The sequence below is a fragment of the Bacillus halotolerans genome (genome assembly GCF_004006435.1).
GTDB classification, from domain to species: Bacteria; Bacillota; Bacilli; order Bacillales; family Bacillaceae; genus Bacillus; species Bacillus halotolerans.
Genome location: NZ_CP029364.1, coordinates 2,521,468 through 2,540,017 on the forward strand (window position 1 = coordinate 2,521,468; position 18,550 = coordinate 2,540,017).

Genomic DNA, 18,550 nt, shown 5'->3' on the forward strand with positions numbered 1-18,550 from the left:
GCTTTTTCTATAAATGAGGAACTACAAGCCCTCCATATAAAAATGCCGCGATAATCAGGAAAGCCGGATGCAGTTTGAATTTTGTCATGCAAAGGAGGGAAATGCCCGCAATCACTAAGGATTGAATCCAGCCGATGGCTTTGATGCCGTCTGCGCCGATTTGCCAAGTGAGAATAAGCATCATGACAGCGATAACAGGCTGAACAGACAGCGTCATGCCTTTGATCACGGGTGATTGGCGAAAGCGCTGAATGATGCGCAGCAGGACGATCAGCGCGAACGCGGACGGCACAACAGTTGCAATCAGCGCAATCAGAAAGCCGGGCCAGCCGCCTGCACTGTAGCCGACATAAGCGGCGATTTTGGTTGCGATCGGGCCCGGCAATGCATTCGCAAGTGCGAGCATGTTAGAGAATTGGTCGTTTGACAGCCAGCCGTATCTGTTTACGACTTCTTCAAACATCAGCGGGATAGAGGCTGGGCCGCCGCCATATCCCAGAACGTTTGCGATAAAAAATGCTGTGAATAAAAACATAACGATCATGAGGCGGACATTCCTTTATCTTTTGAATGTTTATTTGAGATTTTGTCTTTCAGTTTAAAATGAAATGCTCCGTATGCTAAGAATATGATAATGACAATGCCGGGGTTGATCTGTAACAATTGCAGTCCGATAAAAGCGATGATAAAAAACAGGATTCCGGTGACCCAGCCAAATCCTTTGAGCGCTTTTTGTCCAAACTCATATGCCATAATACCGAGCATAACGGCGATAACCGGCGTCACGGCGCCAATCATGCCGGCGACAACCGCAGAGTGGCTTAAGACGTTTACTGCCGCAAATAAGGCAACCATCGCAAGGCATGTAGGCAAAATGTGGGCAAGAGTAGCGACAATTGCGCCTAGCGTGCCTTTTAGTTTGAATCCCAGATATGCCGCCATCTTGGTGGCGATCGGTCCGGGGAGTGCATTGGCGATGGCTAATATTTCTCCAAATTCATCATCATCTATCCATTTATATTTATTCACCGCTTCATGGCGGATCAGCGGAATCACCGATGGCCCGCCCCCGAAGCCTAAGATTCCGGTGCGCACCATTGCGGCCGTCATATCCCGATAAGGGTGGTTTTTCATTCGTTTCTCTCCTTTACAGCTTCATTCCCATACGGCTTTTGTACCGTTTGATCAGCATTTGGCAATCAACGCTGACGACACCCTGAAGCGGATACAGCCGTTTTGTTAAAAACTCTTCCATTTCCTGATCATTCGCGAAAATTCCGTGCATGTGAAGCTTGCTCGGGCCAGTCATGTGATAAAGGCTGGTGACTGCGGGTTCTTCTTCAAGCTTTAGAGCGACTTCTTCCAGGAATTGCGGCTCTACCTCGACATTAAAAAACACGGATACATGAATGCCGATTTTAGCTGGATTGATCACCGCTGTGAATTTTTCAATAACGCCTGCTTCAATCAGCTGATTAATACGTGATTGAACTGCAACACGTGATAAATCGACTCTTTTGCCAAGATCCGTATAAGAAATCCTTCCTTCCTCATGCAAAATGGTAAGGATCTGTTTGTCTATCTCATCAAGAACAAGGTTGGGGATTTGATATTCATTGCCCATTTGTTCCACCTGCTTTCGTTTGACTTTTAGTCAATATTTTATCATATAAGTTTCATTTCGTAAGAGTTAATTTAAATTTATTTTCACAATGAACAATAAAGTATTTTTATGTTTACGAAAAGGAGAAAGTTCGTCAGCTTTTCTTCCGGGTCAGTAGATGCGAAAACTCAGGCTCTCTATACTGAAGAAAATCTCTTGCAAAGGAGACTTGTGATGAACAGATCTATTATCGGCACTAAGCAAATGGTCGTCAGTCCGCATTACCTCGCATCACAAGCGGGAAACCGCATTCTGGAGAAGGGAGGAAACGCATTTGACGCCGCTGTCGCCGTGAGCGCTTGTCTGGCGGTTGTCTATCCGCATATGACGGGGCTTGGAGGAGATTCCTTTTGGCTGACCTTTCATCAAAAAACAAAGGCGGTAAGAGTGTACAATGGCAGCGGCCGTTCAGGAAAAAATGTGACGAGAGACGTGTATAAGGGGAAAAATGAGATCCCGCTGCGGGGGATCGACAGCGCAATTACCGTACCGGGAATGGTCGATAGCTGGGATGCCGTGCTGAAGACATACGGACGGATGTCGCTTTCTGATGTATTGGAGCCTGCACTCCATTATGCTGAAAATGGTTTTCCTGTATCTGCAGATCAGTGCCGGCATACAGCGGCGAATCTTGAATTGCTGGCGTCAACGCCTTACACCGCTGATATCTTCACGAAAAACGGCAAAGCACCGGTCCCCGGTGAACGGTTTGTGCAAAAAGAGCTTGGGAACAGTCTGAACATGATTGCTGAAAGAGGAAGAAGCGCATTTTATGAAGGGGATATCGCTCAGCGGATTGTCTCGTATTTACAGCATAATGGCAGCTATATGACGCTTGATGACTTTACAGCACACAGGGGTGAGTGGATGGAGCCTATATCCTGTAATTACCGGGGGTGCACCGTCTATCAGGCGCCCCCAAATTCTCAAGGTTTTACGGGTTTACTGACGCTGAATATTCTGGAAAACTATGATTTCAGCCAAATTGAACATGGTTCATTTACCTATTATCATGTGCTCGTGGAGGCACTGAAAAAGAGTTTTCTGGATCGGAATGCCGTTCTGACTGATCCGGTGTTTGCTGATATTCCGCTGGAAAGGCTTTTGGACAAAAGCTACGCCAAGCAGCTGGCGGAAGAAATCGGTTATATAGCTGAACCGGCGGAAAGCAGACCGATTGGCAGTGATACCGCCTATGCCGCGGTGATGGATTCAGATGGCAACGCGGTGTCGTTCATTCAAAGCCTTTACTTTGAATTTGGCTCGGCTGTTACTGCTGGGGATACAGGCATTCTCATACAGAATCGCGGCTCATTTTTCTCATTGGATGAAAATCATATCAACACACTTGAGCCGAGAAAGCGCAGTTTCCATACGCTGATGCCGGCTATGGTCTGTAAGAACGGGAAACCGAAGATTCTGTACGGTACGCAAGGGGGCGAAGGCCAGCCGCAGACTCAGACGGCAATCATCACCCGGATGCTGGACTATGGAATGCATCCACAGCAGGCAATTAGCGAGCCGCGCTGGGTATGGGGCAGAACGTGGGGCGAGGATTATGAAGGTCTCAGAGTTGAGAACAGAATCGCAGAGAAGACGGTCGACATGCTAAAAGAAAGCGGCCATCTCGTGGAGACAGTCAGTGATTATGACCCGCTGATGGGCCATGCCGCAGCAATCGCAGTGGATGAGGAGGGCTTTCTCCAGGGAGGAGCCGATCCAAGGGGGGATGGGGCGGCTGTTGGGATTTGACAAGCTAGAAAAATATACATATGTATATTAAGAGAGCAAGAAACAGGCCCGCATCAATCAGGTGGTACATATATTGTTTATCTTCAGGTCTATACCTCCATTCTATAAAAAAGCGTAGAGAATCAATCGAAATAAAAAATAAAAGAAGCATATATCCCACAGGGAAAAAGATCATAGAAAAAACAAACAAAATCAGTAAAAAGATTTCTATTAATCTCTGTGTGCTGCTGACTGGCTTGTACAGCCAGCCTGATTTATGGATACCGAACTTTTTTTTGATAAGAAATTGCAGTGCTGTGCTGAACGATACCATGACCAGAAATAACAGCCAAAAATGAGTACTCATACCAATCCCTCCTAAACTCATTTCTTTATACGTTCGTGGGAGAGAAAATGTTTCATAGAAAAACACCCGGGGATTACTCCGGGTGTTGCATTTTTACAGGATGTGTCTGCTGCTGAAAAATGGTTTTCATTTTATCCCATGCGATTTCTGTGTTTTCATCGAGATCAAAGAGGCCTGAATTGCCGATGATAAAAATGTCATTCCCAGCTTCCGCAAGCATGCGGAAGGTTTTTTCATTACAGGAGCCGTCAACTTCAATGGCATACGTATAATGATTTGTTTCTCTCCACTCTTTAGCCGCACGGATTTTTCCAGTCATTTCTGCGATAAATGGCTGCCCGGCGAAACCCGGATCAACGGTCATAATCGTCAGTTTATCAATCAAATGCACATAAGGGCTGATCCACTCTAGCGGAGTGGCCGGGTTCAATACAATCCCGACCTTTGCGCCATGATCTTTGATTTTGTGTATCAGCCGAAATGCCGAACGGTTAATGGTTTCGGCATGAACGCTAATGTAATCAGCGCCGGCCTCTGCTGTCATATCGATAAAATCCTCCGGCCTTTCAACCATCAGGTGGGCATCAATCGGGAGAGCTGTCATCGTTCTGAGCTGGCTGATGAAAAATGGAGACAGCGTAATGTTTTTGACAAAATGGCCGTCCATGATATCAACATGATACATATCGGCACGGCTGTTTAGAATGGTGATCTGCTCGTTGAATTTTGTTAAATCCATACACATCAGAGAAGGTGAAAATAAATGTTTCATGACGCATACCTCACTTTAATTGAAGAATTGTATGATCCAGCCAAGAAGAATCCCGATAATGCCGAAGTCTGAATCGCCGTAAGTCGTGCCTTCAAATCCGAGCGAGCCAAGAACCGGCAGAAGAAGCGCAGGCAGAAAAGAAATGAGAATGCCATTGGCAAACGCACCGAGTACAGCCCCCCGCACTCCGCCGGTTGCATTTCCATAAACTCCCGCAGCGGCTCCTGTAAAGAAATGCGGTACAAGTCCCGGGACAATAACACTGAGACCGAAGACCGGAAGAAGAAAAATAGACACAATACCTGCCAGGAAGCTGGATAAAAATCCGATAATCACAGCGTTTGGCGCAAAAGGAAAAACCGTCGGACAGTCAAGAGCGGGTTTGGCGCCTTTCACTAGCTTCTCAGCGATGCCTTTAAAAGCAGGGACAATTTCCGCGATTACCATCCGAACCCCCGCCAAGATGACATATACCCCAGCAGCGAACGTAATGGCCTGCATAAAGGAATAAACGAGGAAATGGCTTCCGCCGCTCAACGATGATTCAATATAATCCTTTCCGGCGAAAGGAGCGACAATAAAGAAAAGGAGTGCCATCGTTAAAGAAATGGAGACTGACGTATCCCGCAGAAATCCTAATGATTTCGGAACTTTGATATCCTCAGTCGAATGAGATGGATTGCCCGCATGTTTGCCGATGAATCCAGCAATAAAATAGCCTGCAGAACCGAAATGGCCGAGAGCGAGATCATCGCTTCCTGTAATTTTTTTTGTGTACGGCTGAAGGATGGCGGGTGACAGCACCATCAGCCCCCCAAGAATAATGGCGCCCGCAGCAATGAGAGGAACACCGCTGATGCCGCCGGTAATCAGCACGGCGGAGATCAATGAAGCCATGTAGAGAATATGATGGCCGGTTAAGAAAATATATTTAAATGGCGTGAGACGCGCCAGCAATATGTTAACAATCATTCCGAAAATCATAATGAGTGCCGTTTCCGTCCCAAACGTTTTTTGAGCAATGGCGGATATTGCATCTGTATTTGGTACGACGCCTTTAATGTGGAATGCTTTTTCGAACATGCTGCCGAACACGGCTAGTGAATCTGAGACAATCGCCGCCCCGGCGCTGAGAATGACGAATCCCATTGCCGTTTTCAGTGTGCCCGATACGGTATCCGCAGCGTTTTTCTTTTGCAGAAGCAGACCGGCTAAGGCAAAAAGTCCAATTAAAATAGCAGGAGTTCCCAGGAAATCGTTAATCAAAAAATCAAGCATCAGATGCACCCCCGTCGTCTATGTTTTTGTGTGTTACAAGTTGGTAAGGATGGCTTCTTTGATTTCTTTCTGGTCCAGCAGGTTTTTGAGTCCGACAACGTTACGCGTTCCATCGTCAAGACCTGACACAATATCGGCTGATCCTAGATACAGATCCGCTTGCTCCGTTTTGCTTGAAGTGAGGTCTGTATGTGTAACATCAGCGCTGATGTTCTGTTCATCAATGATTTTTTTCACATTCATTTCAACAATAAAGCTTGATCCAAGTCCGTTTCCGCAAACAATTAAGATTTTTTTCATTCGAATCACTCCTAGTTTGAGTATTTTTGAATCATTGGCAGCACATCTTCTGCCGATTGAGCGTTAATCAGCAATTGAATGTTTTCGGGATCACCCAGCATATTCGTGAGCTGGGAGAGGGCTTTCAAATGGGTGTCATTGTCGATTGCCGCTAGCACGATAATCAGCTGGACTGAATGCTCGGGCCGGTCTGAAAAGGAAACGGCTTGGTTCAGTCTCAGAAAGCTCATGCCGATTCGATTCACACCGTCTTCAGGCCTCGCGTGCGGGATGGCTACATTCGGCGTAATGACGATATATGGGCCCAGTGTCTGAATCGTGGCAATCATGGCATCGACGTATTGCGGGGTAACAGACCCGTCATCCAAAAGCGGCTTTGCCGCCATGCGGACGGCATCCGCCCAACAGGGGGCAGAGTCGGCCATCGTTATATGGTTAGGTGTCATTAATTCAGCAAGCATTGGTTTGCGGTTCGCCTCCTTTTCATGTTTGTGCGGCTGTCCTAAATACTCTGTCAGTTCTTGCATCAGCTCTGTTTTATGAATGCCTTCTGCATGTTTTTCGATGATGCCCATGATGTCATGAACACTTGGATGGAAATGGGGAGCGCTGTTTGAGAGCGCATCTACTTTTTTCAGCAGGCTGATCTTTTCCTTGCTGTTCAGTATGGGATTAACGATGAGCACAGGCACCCCTCTGTCTGGGAGCGGAACAGTTGAGATCAGGACATCAGTTTCAAGCGTCATTGTTTCATAGACACGGCTTGATACGGTTTTCAGAATATCGACATTCGGCAGAAGATCTTCTATTTGGCTCTGTAAAATTTTTGAAGTGCCGATGCCGCCCGGGCAGACAATAACCGCTGTTTTTCTAAGTGAGGGCGCGACCCCTTCACGTTTCATCCAGCCTCCGAAATGCATGGCGATAAAAGCTGTTTCTTCACTGCTGACAGGTTTTCTTAATTCTTTTTGAAGGTGATGAACGACTTTTTTCGTTAAGCAGAAAATATCACTGTATTTCGTTTTGATGGAGGCAGCTACATCACTCTCATGAGGGGTGATATTATATTTAATCCTGTAATAAGCTGATTTCAAATGAAGCACCAGATGTTTTTTTAGATTTTCCGGGTCCTGAAAAAGCACGCAGGCGTAACGCTGGAAATCGACAATCATTTTGTCCGCGATATCATGTATCGCATCCAGCTCACCTGCAATGAGACTTGAAGCGGGGAACTGACTGATTTTAGCCCCTAACAGATGGATCGTGAAGTAGCACATCTCTTGATCAGAAATAAAGGCTTTTTCCGGCAGTTCCGCGGCCGCCGCCGCCCGAACGGCCGCTTCATATTCCTTCGTTTGCCTGATGGCGTATTGCTCTTCTTGTTCTAGAGTGATTTCTTTTCCCGCCTTTAATCTGATCAGAAATAACGTAAAGTGCACACTTAAGCCCGCGAGAACATGATCAGCAAATTTCATGTGAAGAAGCTTTTCGAAAGTCAGCAGCATAGACCGCATGGTTTGGATCTGCTGTTCACAAGCAGCCGGATCGGGACATAGATCGGTAACGGCCTCAGTGCTGCTGCTTTTTTGCATGAGCTGATTTGCGTATTCTGCCAGCAGTTTTCGTTTTTGCTGCTCTATTCCTGAGAAGAAATACCCCTTTTCTTTGGTAAAGGAAAGAACGATGCCGAATGTCTTCAGCTTTTCGCGAATATGCTTCATATCCTGAATAGCGGTGTTGCGGCTGACATGATTTTCGTCAATGAAGTTCTGCAAAAGTAACCGTCTGTTTCTCGTTAAAATGCGCAGGATCACTCTTGCCTGCCTTTCTGAGGGAGAATATTCATAGCTTGAATTTGTCAGCGTTTTCATTTCTGATGTCAGCATTTTTTTCGTTTGGTCTTCTAAATAAAATCCTGCTGAACGCCTTCTTTTGATCGGTGTCAGTCCGGTCTCTTTCAGCCAGCTGTTAATTTTTTCAATGTCATAATACAGTGTTCTCCTTGAAATTTTTAATTGCTCCGTTAATTCGCCGCAAGTAACATAGCTGGTTGTGTTGAGAACCTGATGAAGAATGGCTGATCTTCTTTGGTCTAAAGGCATGCCCATCAGCTCCTTATGTGCAGGTGATATCAGTCTGCCGTCCTTCTCTTCGTGCGGGCTTATTTCAATTGTAATGGGGAGCATCTGAATTTATAAGACCAAATCAGTGCAAACGGTTTGTGCAAATGTGATTCCTACAAACAAAAAAAGCCAGACACATGCTGCGCCGGCTTTTTTGAATAACGGTGTCTTTTTGACTAGTTTCTTCTATATAAATAGTCCTTTTATGAACTCGGACGAATCAATGTAAATTCTTCACCGAGCTTTGCATAATGGTTTCCGGCTAATCTGGAAGCCGGCTTTAATTCGTCCGTCAAAATATACCCTTTTTCTGCGTCATACACCTTCTCATCGAGGTGAAAACAGACAACTCTGCCAATAAGCAGATCAGCCGTGGTCACACCATGATCATTGTCGAAGGTGATATGCCGTTCGAGCTTGCATTCAAAACGAATGCGGGCTTCTTGAATGCCGGGCACCGAAACAGCCGTGCTCTCTACAGAATGGAGAGAGGTGCGTGTCATTTCACTTTCGTCCGGCCCTAAACTTGCCGCCGTTTCATTGATGTCTTCAATGATGGCTTCATCACTGACATGGACGACAAATTCACCGTTTTCTATCGCGTTTCTGGCTGTGTCTTTTTGCCGGCCTTCTGATCGGTTAACAGAAATACTGAGTAGCGGAGGATCTGAGCTGACCACGTTATAGAAACTGAAAGGTGCCGCATTGATTGCCCCGCCTGAAGAAAGTGTTGTAACAAATGCGATCGGGCGCGGAATAACGGCTCCTGACAGCAGCTTATACGTCTCTTTGGCACTAAGCTCTTCTGCTTGAAATATGTACACAACAACACCGCCTTTATTGTAAGAGTACCATGATTATAACGAAATCCATTCAAGGAAACCAAATGATGCGGGTTGCATATGCTATGTCATGACATATAACTGATATAGGGGAATTAGAAAATAGGCTACCGTACGTATGCCGGAGCCTATGATGACAGTTTCATTATTTATATTTCTTTTTGACTACCCAGCAATTGCCGTCTTTCCAGAACTCTTTTTTGCTGTCGTAATCATCTTTTTTGCGATGATGATCATTTTTCCAGTGTTTTTTGCGAGAGCGGTACGACTTTTTGTAGCTGCGAGATTTTCTGTGTGAACAGAATGATTTTTTGTAGCTGCGAGATTTTCTGTGCGAACAGAATGATTTTTTGTAGCTGCGAGATTTTCTGTGCGAACAGAATGATTTTTTGTAGCTGCGAGATTTCTTGTGTGAGCAGTAGGATTTTTTGTAGCTGCGAGATTTCTTGTGTGAGCAGTAAGATTTTTTATGGCTGCGAGATTTCTTGTGTGAGCAGTAAGATTTTTTATGGCTGCGAGATTTCTTGTGTGAGCAGTAAGATTTTTTATGGCTGCGAGATTTCTTGTGTGAACAGTAAGATTTTTTATGGCTGCGAGATTTTTTGTGTGAGCAGTAAGATTTTTTATGGCTGCGAGATTTCTTGTGTGAGCGGTGCGACTTTTTATGACTGCGTTTTTTTCCACGAGGCTCTTGGTATAAATAAGTTTTTAAACCTTCTTTTTTTGCGGATTTCACCGCTTCTTTGATATCAGAATGGGAATAGTGGCCCAATTGAAATCCTCCTTTTTTTAATTTGTTTAAGGATGAAGATCCTTACTACACACATAGTACGCACGATTGTAAAAAGTGTATAAGTGTTCCGCTGAGATCTCACAAAAATAAAAGCCTAATTTTGAAGGGGGACTACGGATGAAGAATCAATCAAATTTGCCTCTTTATCAGCTGTTTATTCATCCAAAAGACTTACGGGAATTAAAAAAGGATATATGGGACGATGAACCGGTTCCGGCTGTGTTGAAAGTGAATCAGAAAAGATTTGATATCGACATTGCTTATCGCGGATCTCATATTAGGGATTTCAAAAAGAAGTCGTACCATATTTCCTACTATCAGCCGAAAACATTTCGCGGCGCCCGCGAGGTTCACTTGAATGCGGAATATAAAGATCCTTCCATGATAAGAAACAAATTGTCTCTCGATTTTTTCTCAGAGCTGGGGACGCTGTCTCCAAGGGCAGAATTTGTGTTTTTAAAGGTAAATGGAAAGAATGAAGGAGTGTATCTTGAGCTTGAATCCGTGGATGAATATTATTTAAGGAAAAGGAAGCTGGCGGACGGAGCGATTTTTTACGCGGTTGATGATGATGCTAATTTTTCTCTCGTGAGTGATTTGGAGAGGGAAACGAAGAAGTCACTTGAGCATGGGTATGAAAAGAAGACAGGGACTGAGGAAGATGATTTTTATTTACAGGATATGATCTTTAAAATTAATACTGTCCCGAAAGCCCAATTTAAATCAGAAGTGACAAAGCACGTGAATATCGATAAGTATTTGCGCTGGCTGGCCGGCATTGTGTTCACCTCAAACTATGACGGGTTTGTCCACAATTACGCTTTGTACAGAAGCGGGGAAACCGGATTATTTGAAGTGATTCCTTGGGACTATGATGCCACCTGGGGCAGGGATATCCATGGAGAGCGGATGGCTGCAGATTACGTAAGAATTCAAGGATTTAATACATTGACCGCCCGCATTTTGGATGAACCCGAATTTCGCAAATCCTATAAGCATCTCCTAGAAAAAACGCTCCGATCTCTCTTTACCATTGAATATATGAAACCAAAAATATCGGCGCTTTATGATCAAATCAGGCCGTTTGTCCTGATGGACCCATATAAAAAGAGTGATATTGAACGTTTTGACCGTGAGCCGGAAGTGATTTTTGAGTATATTAAAAATCGTTCACAATACGTCAAAAGCAATTTAAGTATTTTGTGAATCCATGATTATAGGTATTCGCTGAAAATCAGACAATTAGGCTATTGAATTAGTTCAAGAAATAACTGTGACACGTATATATGCAATATATTTATCATCTATGTATAAATGACTAGGAGGGTAATGAATGAGCAAGAGGAGAACTAAAAATTATTCAAATCATGATATATCTTACTATCATTTTTTGCATTCAATGCAAGATAAAATTGTCACTGTATATCGAGGAGGTCCCGAATCTAAAAAAGGAAAATTGGTAGCTGTAAAATCAGATTATATCGCTTTACAAACTGAAAAAAAAACCATTTATTATCAATTGGATCATGTAAAAAGTATTACAGAGGATACCAATAATAGCACAACAACAATTGAGACGGCAGAAATGGCTGATGCTGATGATTTTCACAGCTTAATCGGACAATTAATGAACCAATCCGTTCAATTAAATCAAGGTGGTCCGGAATCTAAAAAAGGAAGTTTGGTGTGGCTAGGAGATGATTACGCTGCGTTAAACACAAGTGAGGATGGAGTAGTTTATTTTAATATTCATCACATCAAAAGCATAAGTAAACATGAGTCCGCTTTAAATAAAGAAGGACATACGCCAAGTGTCTTGGAAGCTGATAACCTAAACGAAGTTTTTAAGAGTTTAACTCATAAATGGGTTTCGATTAATCGAGGAGGACCAGAAGCAATTGAAGGTATCCTCGTAGATAATGCGGATGGTCATTATACTTTAGTGAAAAATCAAGAAGTGCTTCGCATATATCCTTTTCATATCAAGAGCATCAGCTTAGGCCCAAAAGGCTCTAACAATCAAAAGAAAGAACATGATGATAAAGAAGAAAGCAAAAATGATATAGACCAGAAACAAAAACAAGAAGAAGAGGGGGACAGTAATTCGTTAACATCTTCAAAATCACATAGCTCATCAAGTTCGTCCAAATCAAATAAACGATCATCAAGATCTTCAGATTATCAATCATCAACATATGATCGTTCATCAGACACCAGCAGTTCGTCCAAATCAAATAAACGATCATCAAGATCTTCAGATTATCAATCGTCAACATATGATCGTTCGTCAGATACCAGCAGTTCGTCCAAATCATATCGGTCACCAAGATCTTCAGATTATCAATCGTCAAAATATGATCATTCATCAGACACCAAAAGTTCGTCCAAATCATATTGGTCATCAAGATCTTCAGATTATCAATCATCAAAATATGATCGTTCATCAGACACCAAAAGTTCGTCCAAATCATATCGGTCATCAAGATCTTCAGATTATCAATCGTCAAAATATGATCGTTCATCAGACACCAAAAGTTCATCCAAATCATATCGGTCACCAAGATCTTCAGATTATCATAGCACCGGAAGCCAAAAGGAAGATTATAGCTATGAAACGATTGTCAAAACGATAGACTATCATTGGAAGCGCAAATTTTAATAGATAATGAAGGTGCATCAATAAAGTGATGCCCTTTTTCATTCAATTAAAGGGGGAGAATGGTGAAAGGTTTGAATCAATTTCTTGACACAGATGTTGATGTTGTCATTTCAGGAGATACAAGATTTGTTGGCACACTTATAGATATTGGACAGGATATTTTTGTTATATTTAATGGCTGCAATTATCTTTATATTCCTTTGCTGCATCTCCATCAAATGAACAAAGCAATAATAAATACGAATACTGGGAAACCAATTTTAAGAGATCCGGAAGATACAATAATGCAGGCGGAAAATAATAGTTTTTCTTACAGAAACACATTAAACAATGTGAAAGGCAAATTTATTGAAGTTTATGTAACTGGGGATCGGTCGATACATGGATATGTTACCAGTGTTTTAAATGATTATATTGTATTTTTTTCACCTGTATTTAAAACACTTTTCATATCTATGCATCACTTAAAATGGTTTACCCCTTATTCAACAGAGCAAACGCCGTACACTCTTGACAACTCTCAATTGCCTGTCGTACCTTCCAGTGTTTCACTTGTACGTAATTTTGAGGAGCAGATCAAAAAATATGTTGGCCAATTGGTTATATTTGATATGGGGGAAGTGCCAGAAAAAGTCGGTCTATTAAAAGATGTATCTAATAATATCATTGAGCTTATTAACGCAAGTGGAAAGTCAATCATTTGGAAGTTAAATCATCTAAAGACAATGCATCTCCCCTAGCGTAGCCTCTACTGAAAATAAACTGCCCTCGAATAGCAGAAGGCAGTTTTTTATTTCATACACTGCTAAAGAAATAACCAACTGATCCAAAAATATAAACATGTTAACGTAAAAAGAACAGTCAGCGGAATGATTAAAATGGTTGTTTTTAAATATTCACCCCAAGAAATACTTTCATCATGCTGTTTTAAAATATGCATCCAAATAAGTGTTGCTAATGTTCCTATAGGTAATAATAAGGAACCAATATCACTGCCAATAATATTTGCCAAGTAGATGATTTTTGCTGTTGAAGGATTCAGGCTCATTTCTGTTAAAGTAAAAGTACTGATCATTAAAGCCGGATGGTTGTTGAATAGATTCGAAAAAACAGAGGTAGAGATACCTGATACAAAAGTAGCGTAGGAGAGGCTTCCAGAAACTATCGGTTTGAAATGATTTACAATTAATTCAGTAAATCCTATATTGTGCAGTCCATAAATGAGGACATACATAGTAAAAGCAAAAATAAAAATGTGCCAAGGTGCCTTGAAGAGCAAGTCTCTGGGAGAGGTTTTGAAATAAACCCATCTCCAGGCCAAAAGGATAATTGATCCGATGACAGCGACAAGAGGAACGGAGATACCGGTATATGACGCGGCAAATAAGCTGATTCTGACGAGAAAAACAAATGCGAGTACAAATAACATTATCTTTGTTTGATTTCGTTCCGGTATCGGAGCTGATGGCGAATGAAGGGGATGGTACCTTCTGTGTCGCAGAGACTGAAAATGGTTCGGTATATCCGGCAGGCTTTTAGGAAGACGTTTATAAAAGAAAATAAACAGTAGACAAGCCATAAAAATGAGTCCCATCATACTAGGGACAAACATCATGGCAGTGTGCAAATATAAATCCATTCCAATCATTTTGAGAGAAATTAAATTTACAATATTACTTACGCCGATCGGTGCGCTGGAGGCTGTAGCTATTAAAACGCCGCTTATGAGATAAGGGGTTTTTTGATGTTTTTTCAAACCTAAATATTTTAAAACCAGCAAAAGGATGGGGGTTGTGATCAAAACGCTCCCATCATTATTTAGGAAAATGGTCATTAAAAAGCAAAGTGAATTGGTTAACCAAAAAAGCTTGATGCCTGATCCCCTGGATTGTTGGAGCAGCTTTGCAGCCACCCAATAAAAGAACCCAAAACTTTCTAATGCAATGGCCATGATCATAGTGGCAAGAATTGTGACCGATGCGCCCGTGACTTTTGATCCTATTTCTACTAAGTCGGTCAATGACACACTTCCGCATAATAACACCATTAAAGCGCCTATTGTCGCGGGGATAGCTTCATTTAATCCTTTCGGTCTCCAGAAAATAAAAATCATTGTTATGAAAAAAGCGAGCAATGTTAATATACTCGTGAACTGTGTAATATATTTCACCTCTCTATCTATCATTCTAAAATCAAACGATTGTCATACGCTTACTAGTATCCTTGCCAACTATTTGTACTGTATGTATACGTATACTGATATGAAGTTGTACTAAGCGATTATATTATATTAATTAAAATTCCATGAGAATCCCAAAAGAAAAAAGAGTTTGCAAGTATCATTTCAGGTACTTGCATCACTCTCTTTAGTTCTTAACTGCTGACAATTTGAAATATTAATAAATTGCTTCAAAAGCGGATTTTGATTGTCTTTGCGATAGGCGATAACCCATTCGGCATTCAGCTGTATTTTATCTATTGTTCGATAAGTCACATCCAAGTTAAATAATTTTTTAGCTGAGGAAGGTACAAATGTAATCCCGATGCCAGCGCTGACTAATCCAATTACCATTTGATATTCAGTCGCTTCTTGTACAATGTTTGGCTTAAAGCCAGCCTGCTCACAAAATTGGATGAAATCAACGTATAAAGTAGGCCATGCTTCCTTGGCTACAGTAATAATCGGTTCATCTCTCAAATCTTCAATTGTAATGGCTTCCTTAGATGTTAACGGATGTTGTTTAGGCAAAGCTAAAACACAAGGGCTGCTTTGGGCGATTTCAGTATGCAATGCTGTGTGCTGTAAAGGAGGATGAAGTATACCAATATCAATGTTGCCCTTTAGCAGCTCCTCTTGCTGCCTAAACGAGGATATTTCACGTAATTCTATTTTTACTGATGGGAATTTTTTGCGATATTCCCGGACAATCGGCGGCAGAAATTCATATGTAGCTGATCCGACAAAACCGATAACGAGATGGCCGTGCTCGCCGCGAGCCGTCCGCTGTGCCAATTCAATCGCTTGATCAATTTGCATCAAAGCCGTGCGGCAGTGATTTAAAAATATTTCTCCGGCTGCGGTTAGTTCCACAAATCGTTTTGTCCTCTTCAGAAGCGTCACCCCGACTTCTTTTTCCAGCTGTTTGATCTGCTGGCTGAGAGGAGGCTGTGTCATGTTCAGCCGAAGCGCAGCTTTCCCGAAATGAAGCTCTTCGGCAACTGCGATAAAGTATTGAAGGTGGCGAAGCTCCATCAATCATGCATTCCTTTCTTAGGTTAATAATTCGTAATACATATTAATCATAAGTCGAATTGATATTGGAGGTCAATTTCCAAAGAGTGTATAGTGAAACGTATCACAAGATTTATTTAAATTTTTATGTTTAAAATGCATAATAAGGAGTGAGGGTGTTGACAAAAGCAACAAAAGAACAAAAATCCCTTGTGAAAAACAGAGGGGCGGAGCTTGTTGTTGATTGCTTAGTGGAGCAAGGTGTCACACATGTATTTGGCATTCCAGGTGCAAAAATTGATGCGGTATTTGACGCTTTACAAGATAAAGGGCCTGAGATCATTGTTGCACGGCATGAACAAAATGCGGCATTTATGGCGCAGGCTGTAGGCCGTTTAACTGGAAAACCGGGAGTCGTTTTAGTCACATCAGGACCGGGTGCTTCTAACCTGGCAACGGGACTGCTGACTGCAAACACTGAAGGTGACCCTGTCGTTGCGCTTGCTGGGAACGTTATCCGTGCCGATCGTTTAAAACGGACTCATCAATCATTGGATAATGCGGCGTTATTTCAGTCGATTACAAAATACAGTGTAGAGGTTCAAGACGTAAAAAACATACCGGAAGCTGTTACAAATGCATTTAGAGCAGCGTCAGCAGGTCAGGCTGGGGCCGCTTTTGTGAGCTTTCCGCAAGATGTTGTGAATGAAGTCACAAACACCAAAAACGTGCGTGCAGTGGCAGCGCCAAAACTTGGCCCTGCACCAGATGATGCAATCAGTGCGGCTATCGCAAAAATCCAAACAGCAAAACTTCCTGTTGTTTTAGTCGGAATGAAAGGCGGAAGACCTGAAGCGATTAAAGCGGTTCGCAAGCTTTTGAAAAAGGTTCAGCTTCCATTCGTAGAAACATATCAGGCTGCCGGGACTCTTACAAGAGAGTTAGAGGATCAATATTTCGGCCGTATCGGTTTATTCCGCAACCAGCCAGGCGATCTGCTGCTTGAGCAGGCTGATGTTGTTCTGACAATCGGCTATGACCCAATTGAATACGATCCGAAATTCTGGAATGTCAATGGAGACCGGACGATTATCCATCTGGATGAGATTCTGGCTGACATTGATCATGCTTATCAGCCCGAGCTTGAATTGATCGGGGATATCCCATCTACTTTGGATCATATCGAACATGATGCTGTAAAAGTGGATTTTGCGGAACGTGAGCAAAAAATCCTTTCTGATCTAAAAGAATATATGCATGAGGGAGAGCAGGTGCCTGCAGATTGGAAATCAGACAGACTGCATCCTCTTGAAATCGTTAAAGCATTACGAAATGCAGTCGATGATAACGTCACAGTGACATGCGATATCGGTTCACACGCGATTTGGATGTCCCGTTATTTCCGCAGCTATGAGCCGTTAACATTAATGATCAGTAACGGTATGCAAACACTTGGTGTTGCGCTTCCGTGGGCAATCGGTGCTTCATTGGTGAAACCGGGAGAAAAAGTCGTTTCTGTCTCTGGTGACGGCGGTTTCTTATTCTCGGCAATGGAGTTAGAGACAGCGGTGCGCTTAAAAGCTCCAATTGTACACCTTGTATGGAACGACAGCACATATGACATGGTTGCATTCCAGCAATTGAAAAAATACAATCGTACATCTGCAGTCGAGTTCGGAAACATCGATATCGTGAAATATGCGGAAAGCTTCGGGGCAACCGGTTTGCGTGTCGAATCACCAGACCAGCTGGAAGATGTTCTGCGTCAAGCCATGAATGCTGAAGGCCCTGTTATCATTGATGTCCCAGTTGACTACAGTGATAACGTTAATTTAGCGAGTGACAAGTTCCCAAAAGAATTTGGAGAACTGATGAAAACAAAAGCTCTCTAGCACTCTGCGCACCAAGACACTGTTTTCGAAGAACAGCACATTACTAAAGGAGTGAAGGGAATATGAAACAAGAAAGCAACATTCAAATGCTGAGCCGCGGCAAAAAAGAACAGCCCGTTAGCCAAATTTATCAAGTATCAACAATGACTTCTCTTTTAGACGGAGTATATGACGGCGATTTTGAACTGTCAGATATTCCGAAATACGGAGACTTCGGTATCGGAACCTTTAACAAGCTTGATGGAGAGCTGATTGGGTTTGACGGCGAATTTTACCGTCTTCGTTCCGACGGCACTGCGACGCCTGTGCAAAGCGGAGACCGCTCTCCGTTTTGCTCATTTACGTTCTTTACACCGGATATGACGCACAAAATTGATGCGAAAATGACACGTGAAGAATTTGAAAAAGAAATCAACAGCATTCTGCCAAGTAAAAACTTATTTTATGCCATCCGTATTGACGGATTGTTTAAAAAAGTGCAGACAAGAACGGTAGAACTGCAAGAAAAACCATATGTGCCAATGATTGAAGCGGTTAAAACACAGCCGATTTTCAACTTCGACAACATCAGAGGCACAATCGTTGGTTTCTTGACTCCTGCTTATGCGAACGGAATCGCCGTTTCTGGCTATCACCTGCACTTCATTGACGAAGGACGAAATTCAGGCGGACACGTCTTTGATTATGTGCTTGAGGATTGCACGGTTACGATTTCTCAAAAAATGAACATGAATCTCAGACTTCCAAATACACCAGATTTCTTTAATGCCAATCTGGATAACCCGGATTTCGCCAAAGATATCGAAACGACTGAAGGAAGCCCAGAATAAAAAAAGCAAGCCCGCACATGTGCAGGGCTTGCTTTTTATTTGGCACTTTACCTGATTTTAGTTAAAAT

General features: G+C 42.6%; 18 protein-coding genes. 6 read left to right on the forward strand and 12 right to left on the reverse strand.

Annotation, left to right across the window (positions count from 1 at the left end; translation table 11 throughout):
* Nucleotides 1-7: 7 nt before the first annotated feature.
* From DIC78_RS12945 to chrS, 3 genes are read right to left on the reverse strand one after another with little or no spacing between them, the layout of a single operon-like run.
* Nucleotides 8-544, reverse strand: a complete 537-nt coding sequence (locus tag DIC78_RS12945; RefSeq protein WP_095712855.1) for a chromate efflux transporter ChrA — start codon at nt 542-544, stop codon at nt 8-10.
* Nucleotides 541-1,134, reverse strand: coding sequence for a chromate efflux transporter subunit ChrB (chrB, locus tag DIC78_RS12950; RefSeq protein ID WP_095712856.1), 594 nt, complete (start codon nt 1,132-1,134; stop codon nt 541-543). The genes DIC78_RS12945 and chrB overlap by 4 nt, the downstream gene beginning before the upstream one ends.
* A 13-nt stretch (nt 1,135-1,147) precedes the next feature.
* Complete coding sequence (gene chrS, locus DIC78_RS12955; protein ID WP_024123092.1) at nt 1,148-1,624, reverse strand: chromate efflux transcriptional regulator ChrS; 477 nt, start codon at nt 1,622-1,624, stop codon at nt 1,148-1,150.
* Between the two features lie 213 nt (nt 1,625-1,837).
* On the opposite strand from chrS, the gene ggt reads away from it, so the two are divergent.
* Nucleotides 1,838-3,415, forward strand: a complete 1,578-nt coding sequence (ggt, locus tag DIC78_RS12960) for a gamma-glutamyltransferase (protein WP_127696407.1) — start codon at nt 1,838-1,840, stop codon at nt 3,413-3,415.
* Between the two features lie 4 nt (nt 3,416-3,419).
* Here ggt and DIC78_RS12965 read toward each other — a convergent pair whose 3' ends face one another.
* From DIC78_RS12965 to DIC78_RS12995, 7 genes are all read right to left on the reverse strand, one after another.
* Nucleotides 3,420-3,761, reverse strand: coding sequence for a DUF4181 domain-containing protein (locus DIC78_RS12965; RefSeq protein WP_095712858.1), 342 nt, complete (start codon nt 3,759-3,761; stop codon nt 3,420-3,422).
* A gap of 73 nt (nt 3,762-3,834) precedes the next feature.
* Nucleotides 3,835-4,533, reverse strand: coding sequence for a D-allulose 6-phosphate 3-epimerase (gene alsE / locus DIC78_RS12970; protein WP_101864844.1), 699 nt, complete (start codon nt 4,531-4,533; stop codon nt 3,835-3,837).
* 15 nt (nt 4,534-4,548) lie between these two features.
* Entirely contained in the window at nt 4,549-5,811 is a 1,263-nt protein-coding gene (locus DIC78_RS12975) for a PTS ascorbate transporter subunit IIC (protein WP_024123088.1), read from the reverse strand.
* Nucleotides 5,812-5,844: 33 nt separating this feature from the next.
* Entirely contained in the window at nt 5,845-6,111 is a 267-nt protein-coding gene (locus tag DIC78_RS12980; protein WP_127696408.1) for a PTS sugar transporter subunit IIB, read from the reverse strand.
* 11 nt (nt 6,112-6,122) lie between these two features.
* Entirely contained in the window at nt 6,123-8,213 is a 2,091-nt protein-coding gene (locus DIC78_RS12985; RefSeq protein WP_106021938.1) for a BglG family transcription antiterminator, read from the reverse strand.
* A 224-nt stretch (nt 8,214-8,437) separates the two neighbouring features.
* Nucleotides 8,438-9,058 (reverse strand): flavin reductase family protein, encoded by a 621-nt coding sequence (locus DIC78_RS12990; RefSeq protein ID WP_024123085.1) that lies wholly within the window; start codon nt 9,056-9,058, stop codon nt 8,438-8,440.
* A 163-nt stretch (nt 9,059-9,221) separates the two neighbouring features.
* Nucleotides 9,222-9,848 (reverse strand): CotG/ExsB N-terminal domain-containing protein, encoded by a 627-nt coding sequence (locus tag DIC78_RS12995; RefSeq protein WP_127696409.1) that lies wholly within the window; start codon nt 9,846-9,848, stop codon nt 9,222-9,224.
* A gap of 138 nt (nt 9,849-9,986) precedes the next feature.
* Between DIC78_RS12995 and cotH the strand changes: the two genes are divergently transcribed.
* The 3 genes from cotH (at nt 9,987) to DIC78_RS13010 (ending at nt 13,268) form a co-directional block, all read left to right on the forward strand.
* Nucleotides 9,987-11,075: a spore coat protein CotH gene (gene cotH / locus DIC78_RS13000; protein WP_127696410.1), complete on the forward strand. Its 1,089-nt coding sequence runs from the start codon at nt 9,987-9,989 to the stop codon at nt 11,073-11,075.
* A gap of 127 nt (nt 11,076-11,202) precedes the next feature.
* On the forward strand, nt 11,203-12,528 hold the full coding sequence (locus DIC78_RS13005) for a spore coat protein CotH (RefSeq protein ID WP_127696411.1): 1,326 nt from the start codon (nt 11,203-11,205) through the stop codon (nt 12,526-12,528).
* A gap of 62 nt (nt 12,529-12,590) precedes the next feature.
* Nucleotides 12,591-13,268 (forward strand): hypothetical protein, encoded by a 678-nt coding sequence (locus DIC78_RS13010; RefSeq protein WP_024123082.1) that lies wholly within the window; start codon nt 12,591-12,593, stop codon nt 13,266-13,268.
* A gap of 65 nt (nt 13,269-13,333) precedes the next feature.
* On the opposite strand, the gene DIC78_RS13015 is transcribed toward DIC78_RS13010, so the two are convergent.
* Together DIC78_RS13015 and alsR are read right to left on the reverse strand one after the other, a co-directional pair.
* Nucleotides 13,334-14,662, reverse strand: coding sequence for an arsenic transporter (locus DIC78_RS13015; RefSeq protein ID WP_127696412.1), 1,329 nt, complete (start codon nt 14,660-14,662; stop codon nt 13,334-13,336).
* 210 nt (nt 14,663-14,872) lie between these two features.
* Nucleotides 14,873-15,781 carry an acetoin biosynthesis transcriptional regulator AlsR gene (gene alsR / locus DIC78_RS13020; protein WP_059292399.1) on the reverse strand — a complete coding sequence of 303 codons (909 nt, stop codon included), beginning with the start codon at nt 15,779-15,781 and terminating at the stop codon, nt 14,873-14,875.
* 158 nt (nt 15,782-15,939) lie between these two features.
* Here alsR and alsS point away from each other — a divergent pair, with 158 nt between their 5' ends.
* Nucleotides 15,940-17,652 (forward strand): acetolactate synthase AlsS, encoded by a 1,713-nt coding sequence (alsS, locus tag DIC78_RS13025; RefSeq protein WP_127696413.1) that lies wholly within the window; start codon nt 15,940-15,942, stop codon nt 17,650-17,652.
* Nucleotides 17,653-17,714: 62 nt separating this feature from the next.
* The gene (budA, locus tag DIC78_RS13030) at nt 17,715-18,482 is read left to right on the forward strand and encodes an acetolactate decarboxylase (RefSeq protein WP_024123078.1); all 768 of its coding nucleotides are present in this window, start codon (nt 17,715-17,717) and stop codon (nt 18,480-18,482) included.
* Nucleotides 18,483-18,550: the final 68 nt, after the last annotated feature.

Excerpts from the sequence above, each read along its gene's own strand:
- DIC78_RS12945 (WP_095712855.1), bottom strand. The coding sequence starts at position 544 with ATGATCGTTATGTTTTTATTCACAGCATTTTTTATCGCAAACGTTCTG.
- chrB (WP_095712856.1), bottom strand. The coding sequence starts at position 1,134 with ATGAAAAACCACCCTTATCGGGATATGACGGCCGCAATGGTGCGCACC.
- chrS (WP_024123092.1), bottom strand. The coding sequence starts at position 1,624 with ATGGGCAATGAATATCAAATCCCCAACCTTGTTCTTGATGAGATAGAC.
- ggt (WP_127696407.1), top strand. The coding sequence starts at position 1,838 with ATGAACAGATCTATTATCGGCACTAAGCAAATGGTCGTCAGTCCGCAT.
- DIC78_RS12965 (WP_095712858.1), bottom strand. The coding sequence starts at position 3,761 with ATGAGTACTCATTTTTGGCTGTTATTTCTGGTCATGGTATCGTTCAGC.
- alsE (WP_101864844.1), bottom strand. The coding sequence starts at position 4,533 with ATGAAACATTTATTTTCACCTTCTCTGATGTGTATGGATTTAACAAAA.
- DIC78_RS12975 (WP_024123088.1), bottom strand. The coding sequence starts at position 5,811 with ATGCTTGATTTTTTGATTAACGATTTCCTGGGAACTCCTGCTATTTTA.
- DIC78_RS12980 (WP_127696408.1), bottom strand. The coding sequence starts at position 6,111 with ATGAAAAAAATCTTAATTGTTTGCGGAAACGGACTTGGATCAAGCTTT.
- DIC78_RS12985 (WP_106021938.1), bottom strand. The coding sequence starts at position 8,213 with ATGCCTTTAGACCAAAGAAGATCAGCCATTCTTCATCAGGTTCTCAAC.
- cotH (WP_127696410.1), top strand. The coding sequence starts at position 9,987 with ATGAAGAATCAATCAAATTTGCCTCTTTATCAGCTGTTTATTCATCCA.
- DIC78_RS13005 (WP_127696411.1), top strand. The coding sequence starts at position 11,203 with ATGAGCAAGAGGAGAACTAAAAATTATTCAAATCATGATATATCTTAC.
- alsR (WP_059292399.1), bottom strand. The coding sequence starts at position 15,781 with ATGGAGCTTCGCCACCTTCAATACTTTATCGCAGTTGCCGAAGAGCTT.
- budA (WP_024123078.1), top strand. The coding sequence starts at position 17,715 with ATGAAACAAGAAAGCAACATTCAAATGCTGAGCCGCGGCAAAAAAGAA.